The organism is Merdimonas faecis, from assembly GCF_001754075.1.
Classification (GTDB): domain Bacteria; phylum Bacillota; class Clostridia; order Lachnospirales; family Lachnospiraceae; genus Merdimonas; species Merdimonas faecis.
Genome location: NZ_MIEH01000047.1, coordinates 1 through 22,128, shown reverse-complemented (window position 1 = coordinate 22,128; position 22,128 = coordinate 1). Strand labels below are relative to the sequence as shown.

The window sequence follows — 22,128 nt, the reverse complement described above, 5'->3', positions numbered from 1 at the left end:
AATCCGCAGGAATATTTGGCGCTTACAGTTAATGGATAAGAGAACTTCTACAAAAGGGAACAAGGTGTTGGGGTATAGGTATTCTTTAGATGAATTTTAGGAGGAAGAATATGATGAAAAAAATAAGCGGGTTTTGTCTGATATTATGCATATGTTCGGTTTTAACTGGATGTAATAAGAACGCTGCAGAGGTGAAGGAAAAGACTGAGGAAGAAATAGTTTCAATGGAAGAAGAATATAGTTTCCCGAAAAAGTATGAAAAAACATCTGATTCGGGGAAGGTAAAGTTTAATTGCAAGTTGGAAATATCAGAAAACATAAAAGGACAATCCATAGCGGCGGCTGATGTAAAGGGGTTATATTGCTGTGACAGAGAAAAAGCATGGTCTATGTTTGGCGAAGGAAAAGAGGTAATTGAAAAGCCGGAAATTCCAGTAGATGAAGGGAGGGCACCAGAAGACTATTATCTATTTGCAAATGATGAAAGTCTTGATATAAATGAAGGCATTGCTTATGGAAGCAGTAATAGTAAATATTATTTAAATATCGGTGTAACTAATCCAGACAATCAAGCTGTATTTGAAGAAACGGAAGTTTCTTTTAAAAGTGGCGAAGAATGTATTACAGAATTAAAAAAAATAATAGATGAATTGGGATACAATCAAGAAGACTTTATATTTGCCTGTTACCCCTTGAGTTTCCAGACAATGAAAAATATGGAAGAACAATATTTACAGGAAGATTATTTAACAGAAGAAAAAAGAAAGGAAAGTTGGAGCCAGGAAGATGATGCGTATTTTATTTATGCGTATCAAAAATATGAAGATATTCCAGTTTTTCATGAAATGATGAGTATTGCCAGAAGCATGGCATACGATACTCCGGATAATGCTCCTGTTCAGGCAATATATTCTACCCGGGGAATAGAATATCTGAACATTAGCGGCGTTTATGAATTTGAAAAGGGAGAACAACAAATTTCGCTGAAGCCTTTCGAGGATATTGCTGCTATGGTTGAGGAAAAATTTGAGAACATTTTGAATGATGCTGATTATGAAGTAACAAGAGCAAAATTCTATGAGAGGGTATATCTGGATGAGAAACAAAAATATAAGGCAGATCCTATCTGGTATTTTGAAGTAGTCGAAAATAATATAAGTAAATCTGTAACCTTAATTAATGCGGAAACAGGAAAGGAAATATTCTTGCAATAAAAGATTAGCGAAAGGGATGTTTTATGAATAAATCCACAATTCCTTATTCGATTGTAGAAGAACGAAGAAGGCTTAATAAATGTATAGAAAATGCTCCGAATGAATGTGAGAGAGAAATATATAGAAAAATCAGAGATATGAAGATACCTTATGACAAATTGGATACAATTCTAGAAACAAGCAAAGAGCTGATTAAAGAAAAGGAGAAACAAAGAAAAATAAAAAAAAGGATGTTATTCCTGATAGATGTAAGTGGTTTTGCTGCAGGTATTTGTATATTTATTTTTTTCTGTAGCAAAAGAGCCGTTTACAAAAGGAGAGAAGCGGATGAATAGAGCACATTATTTAAAAACGGATATCCGTCGTCTGATAAAAAATTATCCAATATATTTAGGCATTGTGGGTGTTGCAATATCCATGTGGTTTTCACTTGAAGATTCTGCATTTACTGAGGGAATGGTAAATGGAAATGCGTTGGATACATACGATTTCGCTGTTGGTATGTCCGGAATCATGATTGCCTATGTTTTTTGTGCATTTTCTTATGCAACTGTGTTTTGTGAGGATTTGGAGTATAAATATGCCAGATATAGCATCAACAGAGGAAATACATGGAAATATGTGGTATCCAAGGCAGTGGTTGTTTATGGATCGTCTGTGATCACTATGGTTTTTGGAAGCCTTCTGTTTGTTGCGTCTATAAGGTTAAAGATACCTTGGACTTCAGAGGGATTACAGGATATTTTTATGGAAGGAATGTACGGTTCACTGATTGCCGGAGAACACTACTGGTCTTATGTTTTTTTATGTGCATTGCAAATGGGAATGCTGGCAGGGACCTTGTCATTGGCGGCTTCATTTCTGTCTATGTTTGTTTCTAATAAAATGCTGATATTGATCACACCTATTTTAATACAGCAGATATTATTGGAATATCGTGGAAAGGGCTGGTTCAGCGTAATGCTGATATATCCGACCTTGAATCGGTTTTCGACGGATATACAGTACTTTCTTACAGTCTTTGGCTGTAGCTTGTGTTTTTCGGCACTGCTTACCTGGGGAATCTACAAAAAAATAAAAAGCAGATTATAGAGGTGGGAGTATGAAGTTATTACAGTATACCTGGAAAAATTCCATGATGAAAATCGCCAATAGCAAAATGACAGTTTTTGTAATATTGATGATTGTAGTCAGCCGGTCATATGTAGGGGCTATCCGACAGTTTTCAGTTGCAGTGGACTACCCGTCCTCTTGGTGCGTATTTCCATTTGCGATGTGTAGTTTTTCTTATCTGATTATGTTTTGGTTTGGAGTAATTTATGCGAACTCGGATGTGCCTTTTATGCAGCATGTGAATATGTATCATGCAATCCGTGTAGGAAGAAAGTGTTGGGCATTAGGGCAAATAGGAGGGATTTTTATCCGTTCCATTGTTCTTACTGTTGTGGCAGTCATCTGCACAATACTTCCTCTTTTACCGGACATTGAATGGAGCAATGAATGGGGAAAGCTGCTGAGAACGGCAGCAACGACAAGGGCTCTTACGCAGTTTGATAGTTCTGTGTTTATTTATTACGAGATTTTCTCTGAATTTTCGCCATTACAGCTTATAGGGCTGGAGATTCTTCTTTGTGCCTGTATCTGTACATTTATTGGGGTTCTGATGTTCCTGCTAAGTTTGTTTTTGAATAAGATTGCTGCAGTTGCAGGTGGTCTTGCCCTGACAATCGCTCTATTTCCCGTGCTGAATATACATCCCATGATACGTCATAAACTGGCCTTTTTTATCCCGACGATATGGGCTGAACTGGCAAGGATTGCAACCCCGGATTATGGTTACTATTGGCTGCCATCTATACCTTATATGTTTGGATTTTTAATAGCAGGGATTTTGTGTATGACGGTCATTATTTTAATAAAGGTAAAAAAAATAGAATTTAACTGGGAAAATGAGGATATATAGCGAGGAGTGAAATATATGGACAGGCAGGATTACGTAATTGAAGTATCTCATGTAAGTAAAAGCTTCAAAGATAACAAAGTTTTAAAGGATGTTTCACTTTTATGTGAAAGTGGCAAAATTTATGGTCTTGTAGGGCACAACGGTTCTGGAAAGACTGTTTTGTTTAAGTCTATTTGCGGTTTTCTTTCCTGTGATGAGGGAACGATAACTGTCAATGGTAAAGTGATGGGGAAAGATAAGGATATGCTGACCGATGCGGGGATCATTATTGAGGATCCGGGTTTTTTGCGGACCTGGAGTGGCTATCATAATCTGGAATTTCTTTATACTTTGCGAAACAAAAAGAATAAAGATTATCTCTGCTCTGTTCTGAGAAAGGTTGGTTTGGATCCTGCATTGAAGCGACCGGTTGGAAAGTATTCACTGGGTATGCGTCAGAGACTTGCTCTTGCACAGGCCATCATGGAAGATCCGGGAATTTTGATTCTGGATGAACCTATGAATGGTCTGGACAAAAACGGGGTAAGAGAGATCAGGGAGCTTCTGTTAAAAATGAAAGAAGAAAATAAACTGATTATTCTGGCTAGTCATAATCGGGAGGATATAGAGGTTCTTTGCGATGAGGTATATGAGATGGAGGGAGGTGTGATCAGCAAAGCAAATGTAAGCAGTTTACATGTAGAAGGACGTTATACACCGTGATTTGTAAGTGAGAGCAGAAAAATGAGAAAAGACATAATGATTTCAGGTATATGTGCGTTATCGCTTATTATGCTGACTCAAAATGCGTATGCGCAGACGTATGAAAAGGAATCCGCATCAGGTAAAGTTAGGTTTCAGTGTGAGTTAGAAGTTCCGGAGAATTGGAACGGAAAAGAGATTCCCAAATTTATTTTGGAAAGTGTGCATTTTGTGGATAGTGAAAAGACATATGCAAATTTTGTAGAAGGAAAAGAAATTCTCGAGCATTATAATACTCCTGCTAGTGATCTATATCCGGAAGAAAACTATTATGTTTTAGCGGATGGTACAAATGTAGGGATTGGAATGGAGTTTGGAGTATCAACGGAAAAATCGGCTTATTATGCTCAAATAGGGGTGACTAATACGGAGAATATGGAGAAGTTTACTTCTGCGACAGAATCTATTGTAAACGATCAGGATGCTGTACAAAAAGTAAAAGAAACTCTTGAAAATGCCGGATATGCAGTAGAAAATTTAGTTTTTCAGACTTCTTCTTTGAGCGCGGATATACTTCGGGAAATTGAAAACCAATATGTTGCTGAAGGATTGCTGGAAGAGAGTAAACGAAAGCCTGAGTGGACAAACGAGGATGATGTATGTATCGTATATGCAAGGCAGACAGTAAGTGGGATTCCTGTGTATCCTGAATTATCGGTTATGGCACAGGCGCTTGCATATGATACGCCAGAGTCCAGTCCAGTGGTTGCTGTTTGTTCTACACGGGGGATAGAAAGCCTGCGTGTGTATGGTCTTTATGATTTCCAGGAAGATGGGGAAAATGTACCGTTAAAAGGTTTTGACGAAATCGCAGCAACGGTAGAAACAAAGTATGAAAACTTATTAGATGAATCTACTTATACAGTGACTCGGGCAAAATTTTATGAGCGTGCATACATAAATGAAGATCAGCAATATACGGCAGAACCAATCTGGTATTTGGAGATAAATGATAATAATTCTCAAAAATACGTCATGCTGGTTAATGCTGAAACAGGTAAAGAGATATATTTAATGTAGGGTTAATATGATTAAAGAGAGAGATTCTGTAGGAGAAAATTGAATGATAGGTGAGTGGAGCAGGAAAATATCAAACCAAATATGTGAAAATCAGAACGAAAAGGAAATTATTCAATATGGTTTAAATCAGCTTTTTTGGATACTATTAAATTTTTTTGCAATTGCAATATCAGGTGTTTTGTGGCACGAATTTTGTTTTAGTATCTTGGTCTTTTTGGAAATATATTTTTTGCGCCCGTATGCGGGCGGTTATCATGCTGATACAGAAATAAAATGCTGTATGATTTCTGTAGGAATCGTGAATATTGCAATGCTAGTAAGAAAAATCAACGTGATTTCGTTGGATTGTATGTTTGTTATTTATTTATGCTTCATTTGTGTAATTGTTCTGTTTTCTCCTGTAGATAATCCGATACATCCATTGTCAAAAGTCGATAGTAGGTTCTATGCAAAAAGATCGAGGCAATTAATTTTGGGGTACAGCTTCTTGCTTGTAATAAGTATAGCTTTGCGAATTATGGTTTTAAGAGATTCAATTATATACACAGTTTTGATAGTAGGAATATCTGCATTGGCAGGAAAATGGAAGTACAGGAAGCGAGTATTCGTTTTGTGAAAAATATAAATTAAAAACGTCCAGTAGGACGGCGCTTCTTATGTAATGGATACGGTTGCATGCAAGCAGGGAACAATCGGCGAAGGAGCATATGATTTGCGGATAAAAAGTGACAGTGGGACGGTGGTCGTGCGATGATGATTTTACTTAGCGTAAACAAATTTTTACTGGAATTGCTTTTACTAAACCAAATGACCTTACAGGATAGATATGGATATGAGCTGGCAACAAGAGTAACACTAGTATAGCGTCTCCAAATTAACCGGACTCTATACTTGTCTAAATTTCCATCTGCTGCGTTGTCATCAGTTGGCGTAGCCACCGCTACGCCGCCTTTTTCCGCCTTGCAGAATGAAAATTTATCCTGCGCATATAGTCCAGTTATATGGAAGACGCTATACTAGGAATAGAAATAACATCCGGCAGAATATATTCTTCTTTAAAATCTTTAAATAAGAGAGGAATGCTTGTTAAGGAAAACAAGATTGTAAATGGAAAAGTAAGAATTTATTACTCAATTACGGCTGAAGGGGAGGTTTATAGGCTGAGCTTTCAGCGGCAATTAGAAAGAGAGACTACAGCTATAAAAACGCTTATATAGGAGAAGGTGAGATTCCGTGGGGAAAGTTTTAATAGCCACATTTGATGATGAAGATGAAATGGCGCTTGATGAACTACTTTTGTTTCTGAAATCAAAAAAATACATAAGGTTTATAAATACTTTCTCTAATGATAACTACTTAAAATATGATAATCTGGTAATAGATTCAAAATATCGGATAGTAGAGACAGGCGGGGAAAGTATTGAACTAACTAATTATGAATTTGAAATTTTATACTTGCTGGCACGACATCCCGGACAGGTATTTTCTAAAGAGCAAATATACAATCAGGTGTGGAAAGAGCCATATTACAGGGCAGAGGACAATGTAATGAGTCTGATTCGGAGAATACGAAAGAAAATTGAACCTGATCCGTCAAAACCAATTTATGTTTTGACAGTGTGGGGAATCGGCTATAAATTCAATAATGCAATAAAAAGAAAATAAGCGGCTGCTGTCAATTCTAAAAGACAGAGCCGCTTATTTTATGTCAGTAGCACCTAAAAGGTAGTCTGTTGATATATGAAAATAATTTGCAATAGCTACAATTTCATAGTCTGGCACAAAGCGTTTTCCTTGTTCAATTCTTAGGATTGTTAAATCTGTAAATTCAAACCCTTCTGTCTGTAATCGGGCGGCAAGTGTCTTTTGAGAAATGCCTTGTGCAGTACGCAGTTCTTTTAATCTATTTCCGATAATATTTTTTGAGTGTCCGTTCCAGTATATCTTCATTCTATCCCTCACTTCTAAAGTTGAAGTATTATAATTGATTTTACCGAGTTGGGATGCTAATATACTTCTAAAGATGAAGTTTTAGAAAAAATATGCTGAATTATTATAGAATGGCAACAATAAAGATATAGCAGCATGGCAGGAAATGCCGAGAGCGAAAGGAGTACCGATATGGAAAACGAAGTATGGAGTGAAATAAGCGCATTTTTGAATAATCTCCGATGTGGGGATGTGAGCAGAAAGTCTTATCTTCACTTTCCGGAACTGGAAGAAGCAGAAAAGATCAGAAAGGTAAAAAAAGCAAATTTTGAGACAGAGATGAGAAAACTAAATGCAGAGCAAAGACAACAAATAGAGAATTATTTAGAAGCTGTGCAGCACTTGGCATTTATGGAAGAAGAACGGGCATACTGTCAAGGATATGTGGACTGTATTCAGTTGTTAGGTGGCTTGGGGATATTGAATAGCAATCCGGAGATAGAAATGATGGTTTCAAAAATGAAAAAATAGTTAGATAAAAAGGCTCTTTCCAGTAACAAGGATTGAGCCTTTTCTGTGTCAGCAATTAATAAATATCAGCGGATATCGGAGTTTTATCAGATTTAGTCCAAAATTATTCCTTAACATCGTTACTGGCATTTAGATTAGGCTGCAGCATGGCAGTAGCAGTTGCCAGAAGAATCTGAAGCTGGTGTTCGTTGCAGTGTGTTAGTAGACGGAGTAGCTGCTTATATGTAGAACTATCGCTGTTCTCGTTGGGATAAACGTAATCATCTGCGGAAAGATTCAATAACCGCATGGCTTTACAGAACAATGACAGGCTTGGAGTACCTTTGTGGCGCTCTAAATCTCCGAGATAAGTAGGAGATACACCGAGCTTTTCAGCAAGTTCTTCCTGTGTCCAGTGCCGATCCATCCGGGCATTTTTTACCATTGTTGCAAAGAGTGTCTTGGAAATATCCATGTTTATTCACCTCCATAAATATAGTGTATTACCCTGTATTTAAAAAGTGAAAAGGGTGTGAGCTTGGTATTTTATGGGGGTTAAAACCTAGAAAGAGTATTCAAGTCCTTTTTCGGATTAAAAAAAACAAAATTCCGGAAAGGGTTATTTGAATACTCTTTTTTGTTTCTTTCCGGGATTTTGTTGGAGAGCAGAGTGGTTTTAAGGGAGAAATATGGGCGGCAGTTATGCCGTTTATTAGATATACAGCTAAAAAAATCTTAATGATTACTGCTCTGTCAAACACCCTTGCACCTATGGTAAAAACCTATATCAGAGCAGGGGTAATAATTGAATCAGTTATAGATTGCGTCCGATGGGCTTCGTTAGCCTGTCCGGGCGCATTTTATATATATGAAAATTTTTTGAAAAAATTTCTTCCCGAACCGAACATCGGGCATTACCCATTCGGGACTATGGATGAAAGGGAGATAGAAATTTCATCCATGTGCTGGTGGAAGGGGAAGGAGGTGAACTCTTATGGGGAAATCTTCTTCCAATGATGAACTGACGATTCGGAATCAGTTTGACCGGATATGCAAACTGGCGTTGAAAGGCGAAGCTGCTGATTATTATCGGCATATTGCTTATCGGCAGAAACATGAAGTGCTGTTTTCGGAGCTTTCGCAGAAGGAGCTGGACAGCATTTTTGGCGTAGACAAGTATACAGTGGAAAACAAGTGCTTCCGGGTACTTGGATATGACATTGAAGTAAAAGACACATTACTTGCGGAAGCAATACAGTCGCTTTCTGAAAACAAACGGAAGGTAGTGCTGCTGTCTTATTTCATGGATATGAGCGATGCAGACATTGCCAGAATGATGAATCTTGTGCGAAGCACAGTCTATGAGCATCGGAAACGTTCGCTGGAACTTATGAAAGAAATGATGGAGGAATATCAAAATGAGCAGGAAAAGTAGAAAAAATGAAGCGTTTGATCTGCCTTCTTTCCAGATGATTCGGGCGGCTTCAAACGGAGATATTGAAGCGATCAATGCAGTGCTGAAACACTATGAAGGTTACATAGCGGCATTGTCTACCAGAAAGATGTATGACGAGAACAGGCAGGTTCATTACTGTGTAGACGAGACATTGCGGAGACGGCTTGAGACAAAGTTAATCACTAAGATTTTAGCATTTGAAATTTAGCTCGGAGTAAGCGGCAGAAAATATCCCTTTCTGTTTTTTGCTGTTTCGGAGCAGGTGTACCTTGACAATTTCATATTTTTCCTGCAGGACGCAGAAAACAGTGGAGCTGTGTGATGGATACGCCATGACTGCCTGTGTCTGGTACTTTGCGACATCGTGGCGCAAAGTTGCCGGACATTGAAAGCGAAGGAATGCCAGTTTGGGTATTGAAGTAAAGGCACGAGCGATAAATATCCGATCACAGGCAAAGTAACGGGGACTTTGTGCGAAGATACTGCTTTCTGATAATGAAACTTCCGGAGATAAGCTGCTCCGGTCCGAGAGGATGGTGTGATACCAATGAGGCTGTGCCCGGCAGTCGCCTGCAGGAGAGTATTATTTAGAAAGGGGTATCTGATATATATGGATAATAAAAAAATATTGAGATATAGTATGCAGCTATCTATGTTAAAGCAGTTGCTTTCTAAGAAGTTGATTAATGAAACTGAATATCAGGTAATACAAAAAAGATTAATGAAAGATTATGGTATCGTATCCAACATTACTGCTTGACGGTATATCTGTATTGTATTATAATATAATCAACGCTATGGTAGGAACACAAAAAGGAGGGCGAAATGGAAGTTGAATTGATTAAAGCACATGATTCATTTGACGGTTCTGCCAGACGGAAGATTGAGCGGTTGAGAGTGGCGGCTTATTGCCGAGTAAGTACGGACGATGAAGATCAGATAAAGAGTTATAACTCAATGGTTACGCATTATACAGAGTTAATTAAGAATAATAAAGAATGGATATTTTCAGGTATATATGCTGATAAGGCAATCACTGGGACAAAGGTTGATAAGAGAGAAGAGTTTCAGCGGTTGATTCAGGATTGCATGGATGGCAAGATAGATATGATTATTGCCAAAAGCCTTCCACGATTTGCCAGAAATACTCTGGACACATTGAAATATGTTCGTATGTTGAAAGAGAGAAATATTGCTGTTTATTTTGAGGTTGAGAAGATTAACACATTAAAGGACGGCGAATTTCTAATGACTATTTTAAGTTCTGTAGCACAGCAGGAAGTTGAAAATACTTCTGCTTATGTGAAAAAGGGCTTGAAGATGAAAATGAAGCGGGGGGAACTGGTAGGATTTCAGGGTTGTTTGGGATATGATTATGATGTGGAAACAAAATCTATCTCAATCAATGAGGAAGGCGCTGTGGTTGTACGGTACATTTTTGATAGATATGTGGCAGGAGCAGGCAGCACAATGATAGCCAGGGAATTGAATGAGCAGGGTCATCTGACAACTAGAGGAAATCCCTGGACTTCATCCAGTGTTATGGGAATCATTAATAATGAAAAATATAAGGGAGATATTTTACTTGGAAAAACCTTTACGGTTGATCCGATTTCAAAAAGACGCTTAGAAAATCTTGGAGAGGAAGATCGGTATTATATACATGATCATCACGAACCAATCATTACAGAGGAACAATTTGAACGGGCGCAGGAGATGAGAAGACGTAGAAACGGAAATCGGAAATGTGGAGTCACTCCTGGAAAACGTGAAAAATTTAGTCGGCAGTTTGCGTTTAGCTGTATGGTAGAATGCGGATTCTGTGGCTCTAATCTTTCTCGTAGGCGATGGCACAGTGGCTCTAAGTATAAAAAGACGATATGGCAGTGCGTTAAATCAACAAAAGAAGGAAAGAGATTTTGTCCGGATAGCAAAGGCATTCCAGAGCAGGTCATAGAAGAAGCATTTATTGAGTCTTATAGGATGTTGTGTAATGATAATAAAGATGTTCTGGAAGAATTTTTGAAGCGAACCGAGAAAGCACTTGGAGAAAATTCGATTGAAGATCAGTTACATAAGCTGAAGAAAAGCATTGACAAGGTTTCTTTAAAGAGAAAAAAACTACTTGATAATTATCTGAAAGGCATTATTGAACAGGATATTTATGAGGAAACGGATGTAGAACTAAAAACTGAACTGACAAATACAAGAGCAAAGCTGGAATATCTGCAGCAACAGTCGGATGAAAAGAGTTCATTGCAAAGGAGGCTTTCAGATTTCAAAAAAGCACTATCGCATAATGAGGTGCTAGAAGAATTTGACAGAGGAATATTTGAGAGTATAGTTGAAAAAGTAATAGTCGGCGGACTAGACGAAGATGGAAACAAAGATCCTTATAAAATTACTTTCATATATAAAACAGGATTTAAGAATGAAATTGGAAACGCAAAAGAAAGATTCGGGAAGTCATCAGGTATTGGAGACAAAGTGAAAAAAATGTGTTCCGATATAAGTGACGAGGTAAAGGGTGTGTGTTCCGATGTTAGTCTCAACACATGTGGAGACGGTAGCATTGATATCGCATATAAAGCACTGATTACTGAAAAAGTGCAGTATTTCCAGTATTTCCAGCATTTACTGTCAGCTTTGAAGACCAAATTTAGACAGAAAAACTGCTCTGCAGAAAATTATTAACGGTTCTAACCGGAGAGTTAAGTAGGCATTTTGGATGTGGGTAAGTTAAGTGAGTGGCTTAAATAGTAGAGTTATTCGCAAAATTTGCAAGGGCTAATATAGTAAACTGAATTATTGGTAAAACATACACTAAGGGAGGAGAACACTTATGGCAGAAATTATTAAGATGGCTGATTCAGAACTTGCACAATCAGAAGAAATAAATGAAAGTGCATTGATGGAGATAGCTAATGGATTATTATTTGATGCTCGCGCAGAGATTCCAGAACAGAAAACATTAAGTGTTCCTTTAGCAGAGTTGGCCACGCTTGGCGCAGGTGTTTCTTCATTGCTCCCAGCTCTTAGAACCGTTACTCAAACAACTAGCATAAACACATCTGGTCTTTATCAATTAGCAAATGCAGCAGTGGGAGATACATTAAAAGTTGCTAAAAACGGAAACTTTTGGGGTGCATTTAAGACAGTTGATGGTGCATCGAAATTTGCACAACTTCAGTCCGCAGAACCACTGACTGTTACAACACAGTCTGTAGTTGCAATTAATCCTGCAACGATGATGATGGCTGTTACACTGTTCTCTATTGAGCGGAAGCTTGGTGAAATAGAAAAAATGCAGAGGCAGATAATTTCCTTCCTGGAAATTGAAAAAGAATCGGAAATAGAAGCCGATGTTGAAATGTTATCAAATATTATAGCCAAGTATAAGCTAAATTGGGACAACGAGCATTTTGTAGCAAGCAATCATAAGCTGGTGCTCGATATTCAAAGAACGGCACGTAAGAACATGAATGAGTACCAGAAGAAGGTTGCGGAGATACTTAATTCAAAGAAGCTTGTGATAGTACAAAATCAGGTTAATGCAACACTTAAGGATTTGCAGAAGAAATTCAAATACTACAGACTTTCTTTATATACATTTTCGATGGCATCAATGATGGAGATTATGCTGAGTGGTAATTTTAAGGAAGAATATATCAGTGGAATAAAAGAAGAAATTGAAAAGCTCTCATCGGTATATAGAAATTTATTCGAACAGTGCTCGATTTACCTTGAAAAAATAAGTGGTATTTCGATTGAGGCAAATGTGCTTAAGGGAATTGGAACTGCAAGTAAGGCTGTTGGCAAGTTTATCGGTAGCATTCCTCTTGTAAAAGAAGGGCGGGTTGATGAATTCTTACAGGATAGTGGTAAGCACATCAAATTAAATGCAAAAGAAATAGAGATGAGTGTGATTACTGCATTTGCAGAAATCAGTAATCCAGAAACACGTGTGTCTATAGATAAGATGGAAGACATGATTCAGATTTACAACCACACAGAGAGAATCTGCTTTGATGATAAGAAGATTTATTTGATAGCTGAATAGATATCATTAAAAATGCCCTGCCGATCGTAATGATTAGCAGGGCGTTTCTGTATGGGACTAGGTCTCAGACATAATCATTAATATCAAAAATGATGTTCTCATTTTTCCATATTGAATCTCTTTCATTACTCTACTATAAGTGCAAATCGATATGCGTTTCCCCAAAAGTAAATTCATTGGTACTTTTTGGATTTGGAACAAGCAATGTACAGATTTCATATGTTCTTTTTGTTTCCGGAGTATTAGGTATAATTATTTCAAAAGGTGTATGAACTTCTTCAATTTCTATTACCAAAGGCCTTTTTCCATTAATATGCGTTCGTTGATAATCCATGGTAGCAAACATGAGCTGCTGATGTGCTTCGTCTATCTGACCAATTCTATATGTAAGTCTAAAAGATTCTCTCAGTGCGACTTTGAGTTCTGATGGCGGAAGTTTTATACCGTCAGAAGTATACGAAAAAGCGTGAGGAACTTAAACGCATAATCCAGGACTGCATGGCCGGAAACATTGATATGATCATTACCAAGTCCATCAGCCGGTTTGCCAGAAACACCCTGGATTGTCTGAAGTATATCCGGGAACTGAAGGAGAAGAACATCCCGGTTTTCTTTGAAAAAGAGAACATCAACACCATGGATTCTAAGGGTGAGGTGCTGCTTACCATTATGGCGAGCCTGGCACAGCAGGAAAGCCAGTCTTTGAGCCAGAACATCAAACTCGGATTGCAGTACCGCTTCCAGAATGGGGAGGTCCGGGTCAACCACAACCGTTTCCTGGGTTACACAAAGGATGAGGAAGGAAACCTGATCATAGAGCCTGCGGAGGCGGAAGTGGTAAAGCGGATTTACCGGGAGTACCTGGAAGGGGCAAGCCTGCTCCAGATTGGGCGTGGCCTGGAAGCAGACGGGATTCTTACCGGGGCCGGGAAAACGAAGTGGCGTCCAGAAACACTGAAGAAGATCCTGCAGAATGAAAAGTACATCGGAGACGCCCTTTTGCAGAAGACCTATACTGTTGACTTTCTCAATAAAAAGAGGGTGCAGAACAAGGGGATTGTCCCACAGTATTATGTGGAAAACAGCCATGAGCCGATCATTCCCCGTGACCTTTATATGCAAGTGCAGGAGGAAATGATTCGGCGGGCGAACCTCCACAGCGGAGCCAACCGGAAAAAGAGGGTTTACAGCAGCAAGTATGCCTTATCCAGCATTGTTTACTGCTCCAAGTGCGGCGAAATTTACCGGCGGATTACATGGAATAACCGTGGAAAACATTCCACAGTGTGGCGGTGCTGTACCCGTGTGGAACACGGACCAACCGCCTGTGACGCATCAACTATTCAGGAGCAAGATCTGCAGGCGGCGGTGGTGCAGGCGATCAACCTTACACTTGGCAACAGAGAAAACATGATGGTCACTCTCCAGGAGAACATAGAAGCGGTGATCCGGCAGGAGGATGAAACCTCATCGGAAGGGATTGAGGCCAAGCTGCTGGAACTGCAAAAGGAACTTCTGAAACTGGCGAATTCGAAAAAGGATTATAACAGTGTTGCGGATGAGATAGACAGGCTGCGGGAATTGAAACAGAATGCCCTGGTGGAGAGCGCCGAGCGGGAGGGACTGAAACAGCGGATCAGGGAGATGCGGGAGTTTCTGGAACAGCAGTCTACAGAGGTCACGGAGTATGATGAACTGCTGGTGCGGCGGCTGATAGAGAAGGTTACCGTTTATGGTGAGCGTTTTGAGGTGGAGTTCAAATCTGGGACGAAGGTGGATGTGGAGAGGTAAATAACAGAATGAATGAGGTGCCTTGTGGCTTTTGAAATGGCTGCAAGGTGCTTTTTTAATGGGCTGTTAATTTTAAAGAAGGTAGCTTGTGCTTATCAACCATAGGGTTTATAATTGTACTGTGCTGATGGAGGTGGAAAATGACAACATCGGATATGATTAGAGAATTGTGTGACAGAATGAATATCAGCCTTGCGGAACTTTGTAGACGAATTGGACAGACTCCGCAGAATTTTAATAAGAAGCTGCAGCGTGGTACTGTATCCTCTGAGGAAATGGCGAAGATTGCAGAGGCGTTGGATGTTGGATATGAGCAGGCGTTTGTGTTGCCGGATGGAGGGAAAATCAGTATAGAGCATAAATGAATGCAAGAAACAAAAAAGGACCTAGACGGTGATTCTTTTGTAAAAGAATATTCTTATTATAGATTATGTTTTTTACATTCTTGGCCTGTAGTGATCAGAGAATTAGAGGTGGGTTGAAAATGAAAATTGGTCGTAATGCTCCTTGCCCTTGCGGTAGTGGGAAAAAATATAAAAAATGTTGTTTAAATAAAGGAAAAGAGCAGTATTTAGCAGAAGCGATTATGTATTCTCTTCAAAATATAAAAAGAGAGTCGCAAATAAAAAGATGTTTACATCCTAATTCGAGTGAGTGTAGTGATAGGATAGTAAAAGCTCATGCGATACAAAACAATCGTATTTTAAATAAAATTGGAGAATCTGGAATGGTAGTAACAATGGATGGAACAATGCATCATCTGTTTCAAACATCAGATGTGAAAGGGCGTAGTATAGCTACAACTTTTACTGGTTTTTGTTCATATCATGATAAAACGGTGTTTCAAGAAATTGAAGATAAAGAGTTCGTTGCTAGTAAGAAACAAATATTTCTAATAACATATCGGACAATGGCGTGGCATTACCATAAAAAGCAAGTGCAAACTAATGCTACCTGTATCCAATATGAAAAGATGTTTGAGAAGGGGTATAATCTTGGAGAATCAGATGATTTTATAGAATATTTAGGAGCGTTAAAATTAGGATTAGAGGATAATGAAATTGAAAAACAAAGATTTGATGATGCTTTGCTAGAAGAAAATTATTGTGTTACAAATTCTTTGATGTGGGAAATTCCATATGAAATAAACTTTGCAGTATCGATGATGACTGAACTTGAATACGATATATTGGGAAACCGGATTAATGATATGGAAAAAAATGAGAGTACAAAAAAAATATACCTTAACATTTTTCCTGCAAAGGATAAATCGTTTTGTATTTGGTCATGGTTAAATTATAATGATAGTTTCTATGTTCCCTTCTCAAACCAGTTTTTAAAATTGAGTGTTGCAGATAGGGAAAATTATTTCAATAATAATCTTCCTCGCTGGACAGACTCTATTGTTATTTCCCCACGTCTGTGGAAAAAATGGGGATCAGCAATTCAAGAGGCTTTCATAACTCATGCAAATTTTGATATTTTGTATCGGCAGATGGAAGCAGAAAAAAATGAGCATGCGTATCAATATATGGATACTCCCTGGAATTTGTTTGAAAATGACAGTGATGCTGAGTAGATGTTAGCGAGGATTTATGATATTAAAAGGTGAGAAAACGGGAGAAGAAGAATGAAAAAGTGGTACGATATAATTCCTTATTTAATATTTGGACTAGGTATTATTATGGACATAGGTGTGAATATCACAGGAATATATATAATTCCGGTTACAGAGTCATATATGGACAACATATTTGTAGGAATAATAACTGTTTCCGTATTGTGCTTTACCCTAGTTACATTAATTGCAAGTTTTTTAGACAATAGTTATTTGGGATATAAGTTGAAGGACATAATTCAATTCCCCAATTCCCCAGTAAATACGAAAAAATATATAAGAGTTTCCCTATTAGTTATTACCATTGGAGTGTGTCTTTTGGGAATGAATTTTGTGGTTAATTGTGCTAACAGTATGACAACATTGCTGTTGGCATTGATTTTAATAGAGGGAAATGTTGCGTTCAAAATTTGGAAAATGATTATAAATGAAAGCTATGTTTTTGATTTAGTAATCAGTCATTTCACTGCTAGTGTGAATAATAAAATGGATTTAAAGGAATTTCAGTCACATACGGATACAGTAATAAATGCACTGTCAACAGCAATATATGAAAGAAATTATGTTGAGAAAAACAAAACGTGTGAGATGCTTACAGCTCTGAGTGCCCAGGTTCAAGCACGGGGAGAGCAAGACGGATATTATGATTACTATAAATACTTCGATACGAAATTAAGAACATATATGGATGATTTTGCGAAAGTATTTGGATATAATGATATGGTGGAATCTATTGTTAAGATTTATACGAAAATGAGTGATTTTGAATATGGAAGAATAGAACTATATGTTATTCCTTTAAAAAATATGCGATTTTGGAATGATCAGCTACTACTTGAAAACAATTATTTTAATCAAATGATAGAAATTGATTTGCTGAATGCGTATAAAAAGAAAAAGATTTCAAATGCTGAAATAGAAAGAATTTTCTATGTGTATTTTGATAGTATCATGCATAATAACCTATGCACAAAAAATGTTCGTGAACAACTTGTGGAAAACTATATTGCTGCATTGATGAAGCTGCAGTGGAATACTAATGAAGACAGAAGTGAGCCAGATGTAAATAGTTTGCTAAATATACTCAAACACTTTGTTTTAAAAAACAATAATGTAGAAGAAAGAAACTATGTATTTCAAATAATAATTAAGCAAGCATTTTATAATAATATGCCATATAATAAGGAAAAGTATTTTGATTTTCTAGCATTGCTTTTCCAATCTTTTTATGCATTTATTTTTCGCGAAGGAGAAACTTTAAATCAGAATTATAGGGATAGTTTGCGAGATACTTTTGCAATAGAATTTTCAACGGAGACAATTGTAAAAATGAGTGCTTCTTGGTTATTAAGAATAAATGTTCAGGAAATTCTTCGTGCAATTGGTCGCAGAATCCAAAGTGGGTCAGATTCTCTGGAAAGAAGATTTGAAAACTTTCCCTCATTTATGATGGCTAAAACAGTTGTATGGACTTTAGAATTTAATGTTGATTTTATGCTTATCCTTTATTTAGTATTCAATGATGAGGTTGGATTTTATGGTATCTATGAGGCTTTTTTTAATTGGGGTGCCATAAATGATGAATGCAAAATAAGTATACTGGAAGAACTCCAAAACCAGTTTGATATGGAAACGGGTCTACTGAAGGATGATTTTGTTAAGCAGTATAAGCAATATGAAAATCTCTTGGAGCATTCAAGCAACATTACAGAACAAATACAAATAAAGCTGTTCCAATATATTTGTGAAGCACATTCGAATTTAAGAAAGAAAAAGATTATTGAATCAGAGCCTAGATCTATAGATATAGATTACAAAGATGTTATGATAAGAATAAATGAACTGATGAAAAAAGATGGTATATTGGGATGGAATTCACAATATTTTACGGAAGATTACGTGAAATTTGTAATGCCAGATTATATAAGTAGGAGAGCATATCGTACACCGCAAAATACAGCAAGGACAATTCAAAGAGGAATTATTGAAGCATTGAAGAGTTATATCCGACAGCGTGCTAATAAATTGACTCTCACATTTGACATAGACGGAGTGAGGAATATGCTTATGTTTATCTGTGAAAATGAATATGATGCCAGAAATTATACTTATACGGATGATTGGTCATTGGCAAAACTAAGAAATGAACCAGAGTTTATAAAATTAGAGGAAAAACAGAAAGAAATTGAATTTGTGGGTACTCCTCAAATTTATGATAATCTGTACTTTAATAAAGAAAAATTTTGTTTTAATATTAAGATATCAAAGATGGACTTTATTGATTTAAGTGAAAGAGAATGTGAGGCTTTTTTGGAAGACTCAAAAGGTTATAATGGATTGTACAATGTAGATGGAGCATTAATGCCTAAGGAAGAAGCTATGAAATGTATAAAAAAATCATACTGTAAAGAAAGGTATAGTTTTAAATTAATGGTCGGTTTTGGGAAAAATGATGTGACACGCATTGAATTTGAACATTAGATTTGTTCTATCAAATGGAGAAAATATGAAAAGAAAAAGATATGTTCCCGTTTACGATTAATGACATAAAAATGGAGGTGGATCAAGTCGGACGAACCGTTCGGCAAATGACGTACTTTCTGTCTTCTCGTGCCATGTCGAGACGGTAGTACTGCTTTCCCACAAAAAACCGGATGGACATATCAACGTAAAAGTTGAGTTTGGCGAAGGTGAGGGCAAAGTACCACTGGATAATATCGTTAAAAGAGCTGAGGTATACAAGCCGAAAGAGCGAGTTACATACAAAATGATAAAGGAATATATAGAAGCTAAATATGGCTTTAAAGTACATACTGCATATATAGCAGAGGTAAAGAGAAGTCTGGGCTTGCCGATGTATGACGCTTCTAACGCAGTAGAAGAATTGAAACATCCCAGGAAACATCCGACAGCGGAGAAAGTGGAAGCAATAAAGGATACTTTGAAGTATTTTGGTATAATCAAATAAAGAGTGATAGAATATTACTGTAAATTTAGAAATTAGGAGGAAAGGCATAGATGAATCAAATAATTAAAAGTTTTCTAGATGCACATATAAAAGAATATGATTTAGGGGAATATGAACTTCAAACTGCCTTTGAACATTTTATTAATAAATGTGTTGTCAATCGTTATTCTACAGAGCGATTTGACCCAAGTGAAGTAATGACTGATAAAGGCGAAATCGGTATTGACGGCGTTGCAATAATACTTAATGGTCAACTGATATCTGATTTAGAATCAAGTAAAGCAATTTTTGCTCAAAATAGAAAAGTTTCTACAGAATTTGTATTTATACAATCCAAAACAAGCGAAAATTTTGACGGTGGTGAAATCAGTACCTTTTTGAAAGGAATTAAACATTTCTTTGAAAGTAAGGATAAAAGACCGAAAATGAATGAAAAAATGGAAAAAATGATTGACGTAAAAGATTACATTTATAGCCAGTCAATTGAACAGTCTATTAAACCTAAGTTAGAAATGTATTATGTATGTTGTGGAAAATGGAATGAAGGTAATAACCTTTCTAATAATATTGATACTGACGTTCGGTTTTTTGAAGATACAGGAGATTTTTCAAATGTGAAGTTTTATCCGTATGATAATAATAAAGTGATTACAATGTATACAGAAATGAGACGAAAAATTAGCCGAACTTTTGTTATGGACAAGAGGCTTCCTTTTTACAAAATGCAAGGAATCAAGCAGGCTTATTTTGGACTGATAAAATGTAAAGATTTGGCAAATTTGTTGACGGACGAACAAGGGAAATTATTTAACAATATATTTGAAGATAATGTTCGAGATTTTCAAGGATATAATCCTGTTAATACGGAAATTAGAGATGCAATTATTGATAGAGAAAGTCAGGAAAGATTTTCTGTCCTCAATAATGGTATTACAATTATTGCAAAAGACATAGAAACGGAAGGGGATAGTATTACAATTTTTGATTATCAAGTAGTTAATGGATGTCAAACAAGTAGGGTGATTTTTGATAACAAAAAGCAGCTTTTAGATGGCTCTAGTGTATTGGCAAAGATAGTTCAAGTGGATAATGATGATATTTTGGATAAGATTGTATATACATCTAATAGGCAAACAGAAGTCAAATATGAAGCTTTTTCCTCCGCAAATCGTTTTCATAAAATGTTGCAGGAGTATTATAATTCGGTGGATATGGACTATCGCTTATACTATGAACGCAGATCCAAGCAATATGATATGGATTGTTTTATAGATAAAAACAAGGTTGTCACTTTAGCGGGGCAAACATTTGCATATATTTCTATGTTTTTAAACGAGCCGCATAGTATTAATAGATATTATGGTGAGTTGCTGGAAGCATATAAAAAAAGGATTTATGGAAAGGACGATTATGTCGAACCATATTATATTGCTGCATATTATATATATTATATAGATACAGCAATTAAGAAAAATCAAATCAAAAAAGAATTTAAACATTTTAAATACCACATTGCTTGTGCAATAAGGGCACTTATTTGTGATTCAAAGATATATTGGGGAAATAGTAAGTCCCTAAAAAAACAGGCAGAGAAATTAGATGAACTTTTGCATGATTCTGTAAAATTAAACAGAATGATTAGTACAGCGTGTACTTGTATAATGGAAACTGTTGAGCAATCATCAGACATTTCAAAAGATATTATTTTTAGAAGTAGAGAATTTACACTTCGAATGCTTAAAAATATACAAAAATATTCAGAAGCTAAAAAAAGTGAAGAACATTTATGCGTTGGTCAAATCGTTTCCTGTCAAGTAACTGCAATAAAAGCATATACAATTGAAGTAGAACTTAGAACTGACGATGATAGGAAATACGGTTCTGTTCATATTTCTAATATTGCAAATAGATATATACAAAATATTAGTGATGAGGTTAGGTTGGGTGAAGTTTTGCAGGCAAAAATCATTAGCGGATATGATGAAAAACAAAATGTAAAAGGATGGGATTTATCTTTAATATTGGATTAATAGATTTTAGATATACATTTATGATAAGTAAGTTATGTAAAGAAGTATGGAATGTTATAGCGTGAATGTAAAAAATAATATGTTGCATCTAGGTGATGCAAAATGGATGGTACCTACATTTTGTGGGAAAAGGGATGCGCGAGCAGTGTTCGTACTGTAGAAATTTTGCCTATATTTCCGTGATTTTGTGGGGATATGTTCTCATTTGATATGCATGTAGAGACTGTGGTAAGACTACAAAGGAAACATACCTAGAAATCCTTGAATTTACGCACTTTGTTGACTTTTTCAGTTTCAATAGATTAGAGGAAAATCACAAGGAAAAGGTGCTTGTAAACAAAGTGACCGTTGTGGTTGCCTTAGACCTCGGTACGGGGAACACAAAAAATCCTGAATTATGAAAGTGAATATAGAGCTATCAATAGATTGATAGAAGATAGGGATACTTGCAGCAGAGTGTCCCTATTTTTTATATAAAATTAAAATTCAGGAGGAAAAGCAAATGGCAAAGAACACAGGTAAGCGCCAAATATTCCTGCGGATTTCCTGATCCTTAAGTTTTGCCTATAATTGTAGCCGATAGATATTTAGACTATTTCACTACAATCATGGAGGATAGGTTATGGCAGGTACTCGCAAAGCCCGTGTCCCGATGGCGGAACAGATCAGGCTTATCAATGAATGCCGCCAGAGCGGCATGACAGATGCCGACTGGTGTCGCGAAAACGATATCGCAGTAAGCACCTTTTACAACTGGGTCAGCCGCTGCCGGAAAGCCGCAGCGGATCAGATTCCGGCAGCGAATTATGCAAATGTCAACCACTTTTT

The 22,128-nt window shown here is 36.8% G+C and carries 25 protein-coding genes and 1 pseudogene; 23 read left to right on the top strand and 3 right to left on the bottom strand.

What is annotated here, in order from left to right; all coding sequences use genetic code 11:
- The first annotated feature begins 110 nt into the window (after nt 1-110).
- The 9 genes from BKD12_RS16100 (at nt 111) to BKD12_RS16060 (ending at nt 6,603) form a co-directional block, all read left to right on the top strand.
- The gene (locus BKD12_RS16100; protein WP_070090356.1) at nt 111-1,214 is read left to right on the top strand and encodes a hypothetical protein; all 1,104 of its coding nucleotides are present in this window, start codon (nt 111-113) and stop codon (nt 1,212-1,214) included.
- Nucleotides 1,215-1,237: 23 nt separating this feature from the next.
- A complete protein-coding gene (locus tag BKD12_RS16095; RefSeq protein ID WP_062807182.1) occupies nt 1,238-1,549 on the top strand; it encodes a hypothetical protein in 312 nt (103 codons plus the stop codon).
- Nucleotides 1,473-2,306, top strand: coding sequence for a hypothetical protein (locus BKD12_RS16090; RefSeq protein ID WP_176730999.1), 834 nt, complete (start codon nt 1,473-1,475; stop codon nt 2,304-2,306). Before BKD12_RS16095 ends, BKD12_RS16090 begins: the two co-directional genes overlap by 77 nt.
- Nucleotides 2,307-2,316: 10 nt before the next feature.
- Nucleotides 2,317-3,177 carry a hypothetical protein gene (locus tag BKD12_RS16085; RefSeq protein ID WP_070090354.1) on the top strand — a complete coding sequence of 287 codons (861 nt, stop codon included), beginning with the start codon at nt 2,317-2,319 and terminating at the stop codon, nt 3,175-3,177.
- A 15-nt stretch (nt 3,178-3,192) separates the two neighbouring features.
- Nucleotides 3,193-3,879 (top strand): ABC transporter ATP-binding protein, encoded by a 687-nt coding sequence (locus tag BKD12_RS16080; RefSeq protein WP_070090353.1) that lies wholly within the window; start codon nt 3,193-3,195, stop codon nt 3,877-3,879.
- Nucleotides 3,880-3,900: 21 nt separating this feature from the next.
- Entirely contained in the window at nt 3,901-4,938 is a 1,038-nt protein-coding gene (locus BKD12_RS16075) for a hypothetical protein (RefSeq protein ID WP_141736968.1), read from the top strand.
- Nucleotides 4,939-4,981: 43 nt separating this feature from the next.
- A complete protein-coding gene (locus BKD12_RS16070; protein WP_025580722.1) occupies nt 4,982-5,554 on the top strand; it encodes an accessory gene regulator B family protein in 573 nt (190 codons plus the stop codon).
- 385 nt (nt 5,555-5,939) lie between these two features.
- On the top strand, nt 5,940-6,155 hold the full coding sequence (locus BKD12_RS16065; protein ID WP_070090351.1) for a helix-turn-helix transcriptional regulator: 216 nt from the start codon (nt 5,940-5,942) through the stop codon (nt 6,153-6,155).
- Between the two features lie 16 nt (nt 6,156-6,171).
- Nucleotides 6,172-6,603, top strand: coding sequence for a winged helix-turn-helix domain-containing protein (locus BKD12_RS16060; protein ID WP_070090350.1), 432 nt, complete (start codon nt 6,172-6,174; stop codon nt 6,601-6,603).
- Nucleotides 6,604-6,636: 33 nt separating this feature from the next.
- On the opposite strand, the gene BKD12_RS16055 is transcribed toward BKD12_RS16060, so the two are convergent.
- Complete coding sequence (locus BKD12_RS16055; protein ID WP_005338373.1) at nt 6,637-6,888, bottom strand: helix-turn-helix domain-containing protein; 252 nt, start codon at nt 6,886-6,888, stop codon at nt 6,637-6,639.
- A 171-nt stretch (nt 6,889-7,059) separates the two neighbouring features.
- Between BKD12_RS16055 and BKD12_RS16050 the strand changes: the two genes are divergently transcribed.
- Nucleotides 7,060-7,398, top strand: a complete 339-nt coding sequence (locus tag BKD12_RS16050) for a hypothetical protein (protein WP_070090358.1) — start codon at nt 7,060-7,062, stop codon at nt 7,396-7,398.
- A 103-nt stretch (nt 7,399-7,501) separates the two neighbouring features.
- Here the strand turns inward: BKD12_RS16050 and BKD12_RS16045 are convergent, their stop codons facing one another.
- Nucleotides 7,502-7,852, bottom strand: coding sequence for a helix-turn-helix domain-containing protein (locus BKD12_RS16045; protein ID WP_070090349.1), 351 nt, complete (start codon nt 7,850-7,852; stop codon nt 7,502-7,504).
- Between the two features lie 227 nt (nt 7,853-8,079).
- On the opposite strand from BKD12_RS16045, the gene BKD12_RS16040 reads away from it, so the two are divergent.
- The 6 genes from BKD12_RS16040 to BKD12_RS16015 all read left to right on the top strand — a co-directional run bounded on the left by BKD12_RS16040 (nt 8,080) and on the right by BKD12_RS16015 (nt 12,893).
- Complete coding sequence (locus BKD12_RS16040; RefSeq protein ID WP_070090348.1) at nt 8,080-8,394, top strand: hypothetical protein; 315 nt, start codon at nt 8,080-8,082, stop codon at nt 8,392-8,394.
- Nucleotides 8,372-8,812: a sigma factor-like helix-turn-helix DNA-binding protein gene (locus BKD12_RS16035; protein ID WP_070090347.1), complete on the top strand. Its 441-nt coding sequence runs from the start codon at nt 8,372-8,374 to the stop codon at nt 8,810-8,812. Before BKD12_RS16040 ends, BKD12_RS16035 begins: the two co-directional genes overlap by 23 nt.
- The gene (locus BKD12_RS16030) at nt 8,796-9,041 is read left to right on the top strand and encodes a helix-turn-helix domain-containing protein (protein WP_005338364.1); all 246 of its coding nucleotides are present in this window, start codon (nt 8,796-8,798) and stop codon (nt 9,039-9,041) included. The genes BKD12_RS16035 and BKD12_RS16030 overlap by 17 nt, the downstream gene beginning before the upstream one ends.
- 339 nt (nt 9,042-9,380) lie before the next feature.
- Complete coding sequence (locus tag BKD12_RS17370) at nt 9,381-9,593, top strand: SHOCT domain-containing protein (RefSeq protein ID WP_330385641.1); 213 nt, start codon at nt 9,381-9,383, stop codon at nt 9,591-9,593.
- Between the two features lie 65 nt (nt 9,594-9,658).
- A complete protein-coding gene (locus BKD12_RS16020) occupies nt 9,659-11,527 on the top strand; it encodes a recombinase family protein (RefSeq protein ID WP_083263014.1) in 1,869 nt (622 codons plus the stop codon).
- Between the two features lie 148 nt (nt 11,528-11,675).
- On the top strand, nt 11,676-12,893 hold the full coding sequence (locus BKD12_RS16015) for a hypothetical protein (protein ID WP_207645183.1): 1,218 nt from the start codon (nt 11,676-11,678) through the stop codon (nt 12,891-12,893).
- A 133-nt stretch (nt 12,894-13,026) separates the two neighbouring features.
- On the opposite strand, the gene BKD12_RS17060 is transcribed toward BKD12_RS16015, so the two are convergent.
- Complete coding sequence (locus BKD12_RS17060; RefSeq protein WP_176730998.1) at nt 13,027-13,227, bottom strand: hypothetical protein; 201 nt, start codon at nt 13,225-13,227, stop codon at nt 13,027-13,029.
- Between the two features lie 92 nt (nt 13,228-13,319).
- Between BKD12_RS17060 and BKD12_RS16010 the strand changes: the two genes are divergently transcribed.
- From BKD12_RS16010 to tnpA, 7 genes and pseudogenes are all read left to right on the top strand, one after another.
- Nucleotides 13,320-14,684: a recombinase family protein gene (locus tag BKD12_RS16010; RefSeq protein ID WP_330385640.1), complete on the top strand. Its 1,365-nt coding sequence runs from the start codon at nt 13,320-13,322 to the stop codon at nt 14,682-14,684.
- A gap of 140 nt (nt 14,685-14,824) precedes the next feature.
- Nucleotides 14,825-15,049: a helix-turn-helix domain-containing protein gene (locus BKD12_RS16005; RefSeq protein ID WP_070090345.1), complete on the top strand. Its 225-nt coding sequence runs from the start codon at nt 14,825-14,827 to the stop codon at nt 15,047-15,049.
- A 119-nt stretch (nt 15,050-15,168) separates the two neighbouring features.
- A complete protein-coding gene (locus BKD12_RS17365; protein WP_070090344.1) occupies nt 15,169-16,263 on the top strand; it encodes a YecA family protein in 1,095 nt (364 codons plus the stop codon).
- Nucleotides 16,264-16,314: 51 nt separating this feature from the next.
- Nucleotides 16,315-18,783: a hypothetical protein gene (locus tag BKD12_RS15995; RefSeq protein ID WP_070090343.1), complete on the top strand. Its 2,469-nt coding sequence runs from the start codon at nt 16,315-16,317 to the stop codon at nt 18,781-18,783.
- Between the two features lie 133 nt (nt 18,784-18,916).
- Nucleotides 18,917-19,270: pseudogene (locus BKD12_RS17600) on the top strand (RNA methyltransferase); the annotation flags it as partial.
- 50 nt (nt 19,271-19,320) lie between these two features.
- Nucleotides 19,321-21,300: an AIPR family protein gene (locus tag BKD12_RS15985; RefSeq protein ID WP_070090341.1), complete on the top strand. Its 1,980-nt coding sequence runs from the start codon at nt 19,321-19,323 to the stop codon at nt 21,298-21,300.
- A gap of 622 nt (nt 21,301-21,922) precedes the next feature.
- Nucleotides 21,923-22,128, top strand: a 206-nt coding sequence (gene tnpA / locus BKD12_RS15980; protein WP_141736967.1) for an IS66 family insertion sequence element accessory protein TnpA, incomplete at its 3' end; no start/stop codon positions are given.

Coding starts and splice junctions, on each gene's coding strand:
- BKD12_RS16100 (WP_070090356.1), top strand. CDS start 111: ATGATGAAAAAAATAAGCGGGTTTTGTCTGATATTATGCATATGTTCG.
- BKD12_RS16095 (WP_062807182.1), top strand. CDS start 1,238: ATGAATAAATCCACAATTCCTTATTCGATTGTAGAAGAACGAAGAAGG.
- BKD12_RS16085 (WP_070090354.1), top strand. CDS start 2,317: ATGAAGTTATTACAGTATACCTGGAAAAATTCCATGATGAAAATCGCC.
- BKD12_RS16080 (WP_070090353.1), top strand. CDS start 3,193: ATGGACAGGCAGGATTACGTAATTGAAGTATCTCATGTAAGTAAAAGC.
- BKD12_RS16075 (WP_141736968.1), top strand. CDS start 3,901: ATGAGAAAAGACATAATGATTTCAGGTATATGTGCGTTATCGCTTATT.
- BKD12_RS16070 (WP_025580722.1), top strand. CDS start 4,982: ATGATAGGTGAGTGGAGCAGGAAAATATCAAACCAAATATGTGAAAAT.
- BKD12_RS16065 (WP_070090351.1), top strand. CDS start 5,940: ATGGAAGACGCTATACTAGGAATAGAAATAACATCCGGCAGAATATAT.
- BKD12_RS16055 (WP_005338373.1), bottom strand. CDS start 6,888: ATGAAGATATACTGGAACGGACACTCAAAAAATATTATCGGAAATAGA.
- BKD12_RS16050 (WP_070090358.1), top strand. CDS start 7,060: ATGGAAAACGAAGTATGGAGTGAAATAAGCGCATTTTTGAATAATCTC.
- BKD12_RS16045 (WP_070090349.1), bottom strand. CDS start 7,852: ATGGATATTTCCAAGACACTCTTTGCAACAATGGTAAAAAATGCCCGG.
- BKD12_RS16040 (WP_070090348.1), top strand. CDS start 8,080: ATGCCGTTTATTAGATATACAGCTAAAAAAATCTTAATGATTACTGCT.
- BKD12_RS16035 (WP_070090347.1), top strand. CDS start 8,372: ATGGGGAAATCTTCTTCCAATGATGAACTGACGATTCGGAATCAGTTT.
- BKD12_RS16030 (WP_005338364.1), top strand. CDS start 8,796: ATGAGCAGGAAAAGTAGAAAAAATGAAGCGTTTGATCTGCCTTCTTTC.
- BKD12_RS17370 (WP_330385641.1), top strand. CDS start 9,381: ATGAGGCTGTGCCCGGCAGTCGCCTGCAGGAGAGTATTATTTAGAAAG.
- BKD12_RS16020 (WP_083263014.1), top strand. CDS start 9,659: ATGGAAGTTGAATTGATTAAAGCACATGATTCATTTGACGGTTCTGCC.
- BKD12_RS16015 (WP_207645183.1), top strand. CDS start 11,676: ATGGCAGAAATTATTAAGATGGCTGATTCAGAACTTGCACAATCAGAA.
- BKD12_RS17060 (WP_176730998.1), bottom strand. CDS start 13,227: ATGGATTATCAACGAACGCATATTAATGGAAAAAGGCCTTTGGTAATA.
- BKD12_RS16010 (WP_330385640.1), top strand. CDS start 13,320: ATGGCGGAAGTTTTATACCGTCAGAAGTATACGAAAAAGCGTGAGGAA.
- BKD12_RS16005 (WP_070090345.1), top strand. CDS start 14,825: ATGACAACATCGGATATGATTAGAGAATTGTGTGACAGAATGAATATC.
- BKD12_RS17365 (WP_070090344.1), top strand. CDS start 15,169: ATGAAAATTGGTCGTAATGCTCCTTGCCCTTGCGGTAGTGGGAAAAAA.
- BKD12_RS15995 (WP_070090343.1), top strand. CDS start 16,315: ATGAAAAAGTGGTACGATATAATTCCTTATTTAATATTTGGACTAGGT.
- BKD12_RS15985 (WP_070090341.1), top strand. CDS start 19,321: ATGAATCAAATAATTAAAAGTTTTCTAGATGCACATATAAAAGAATAT.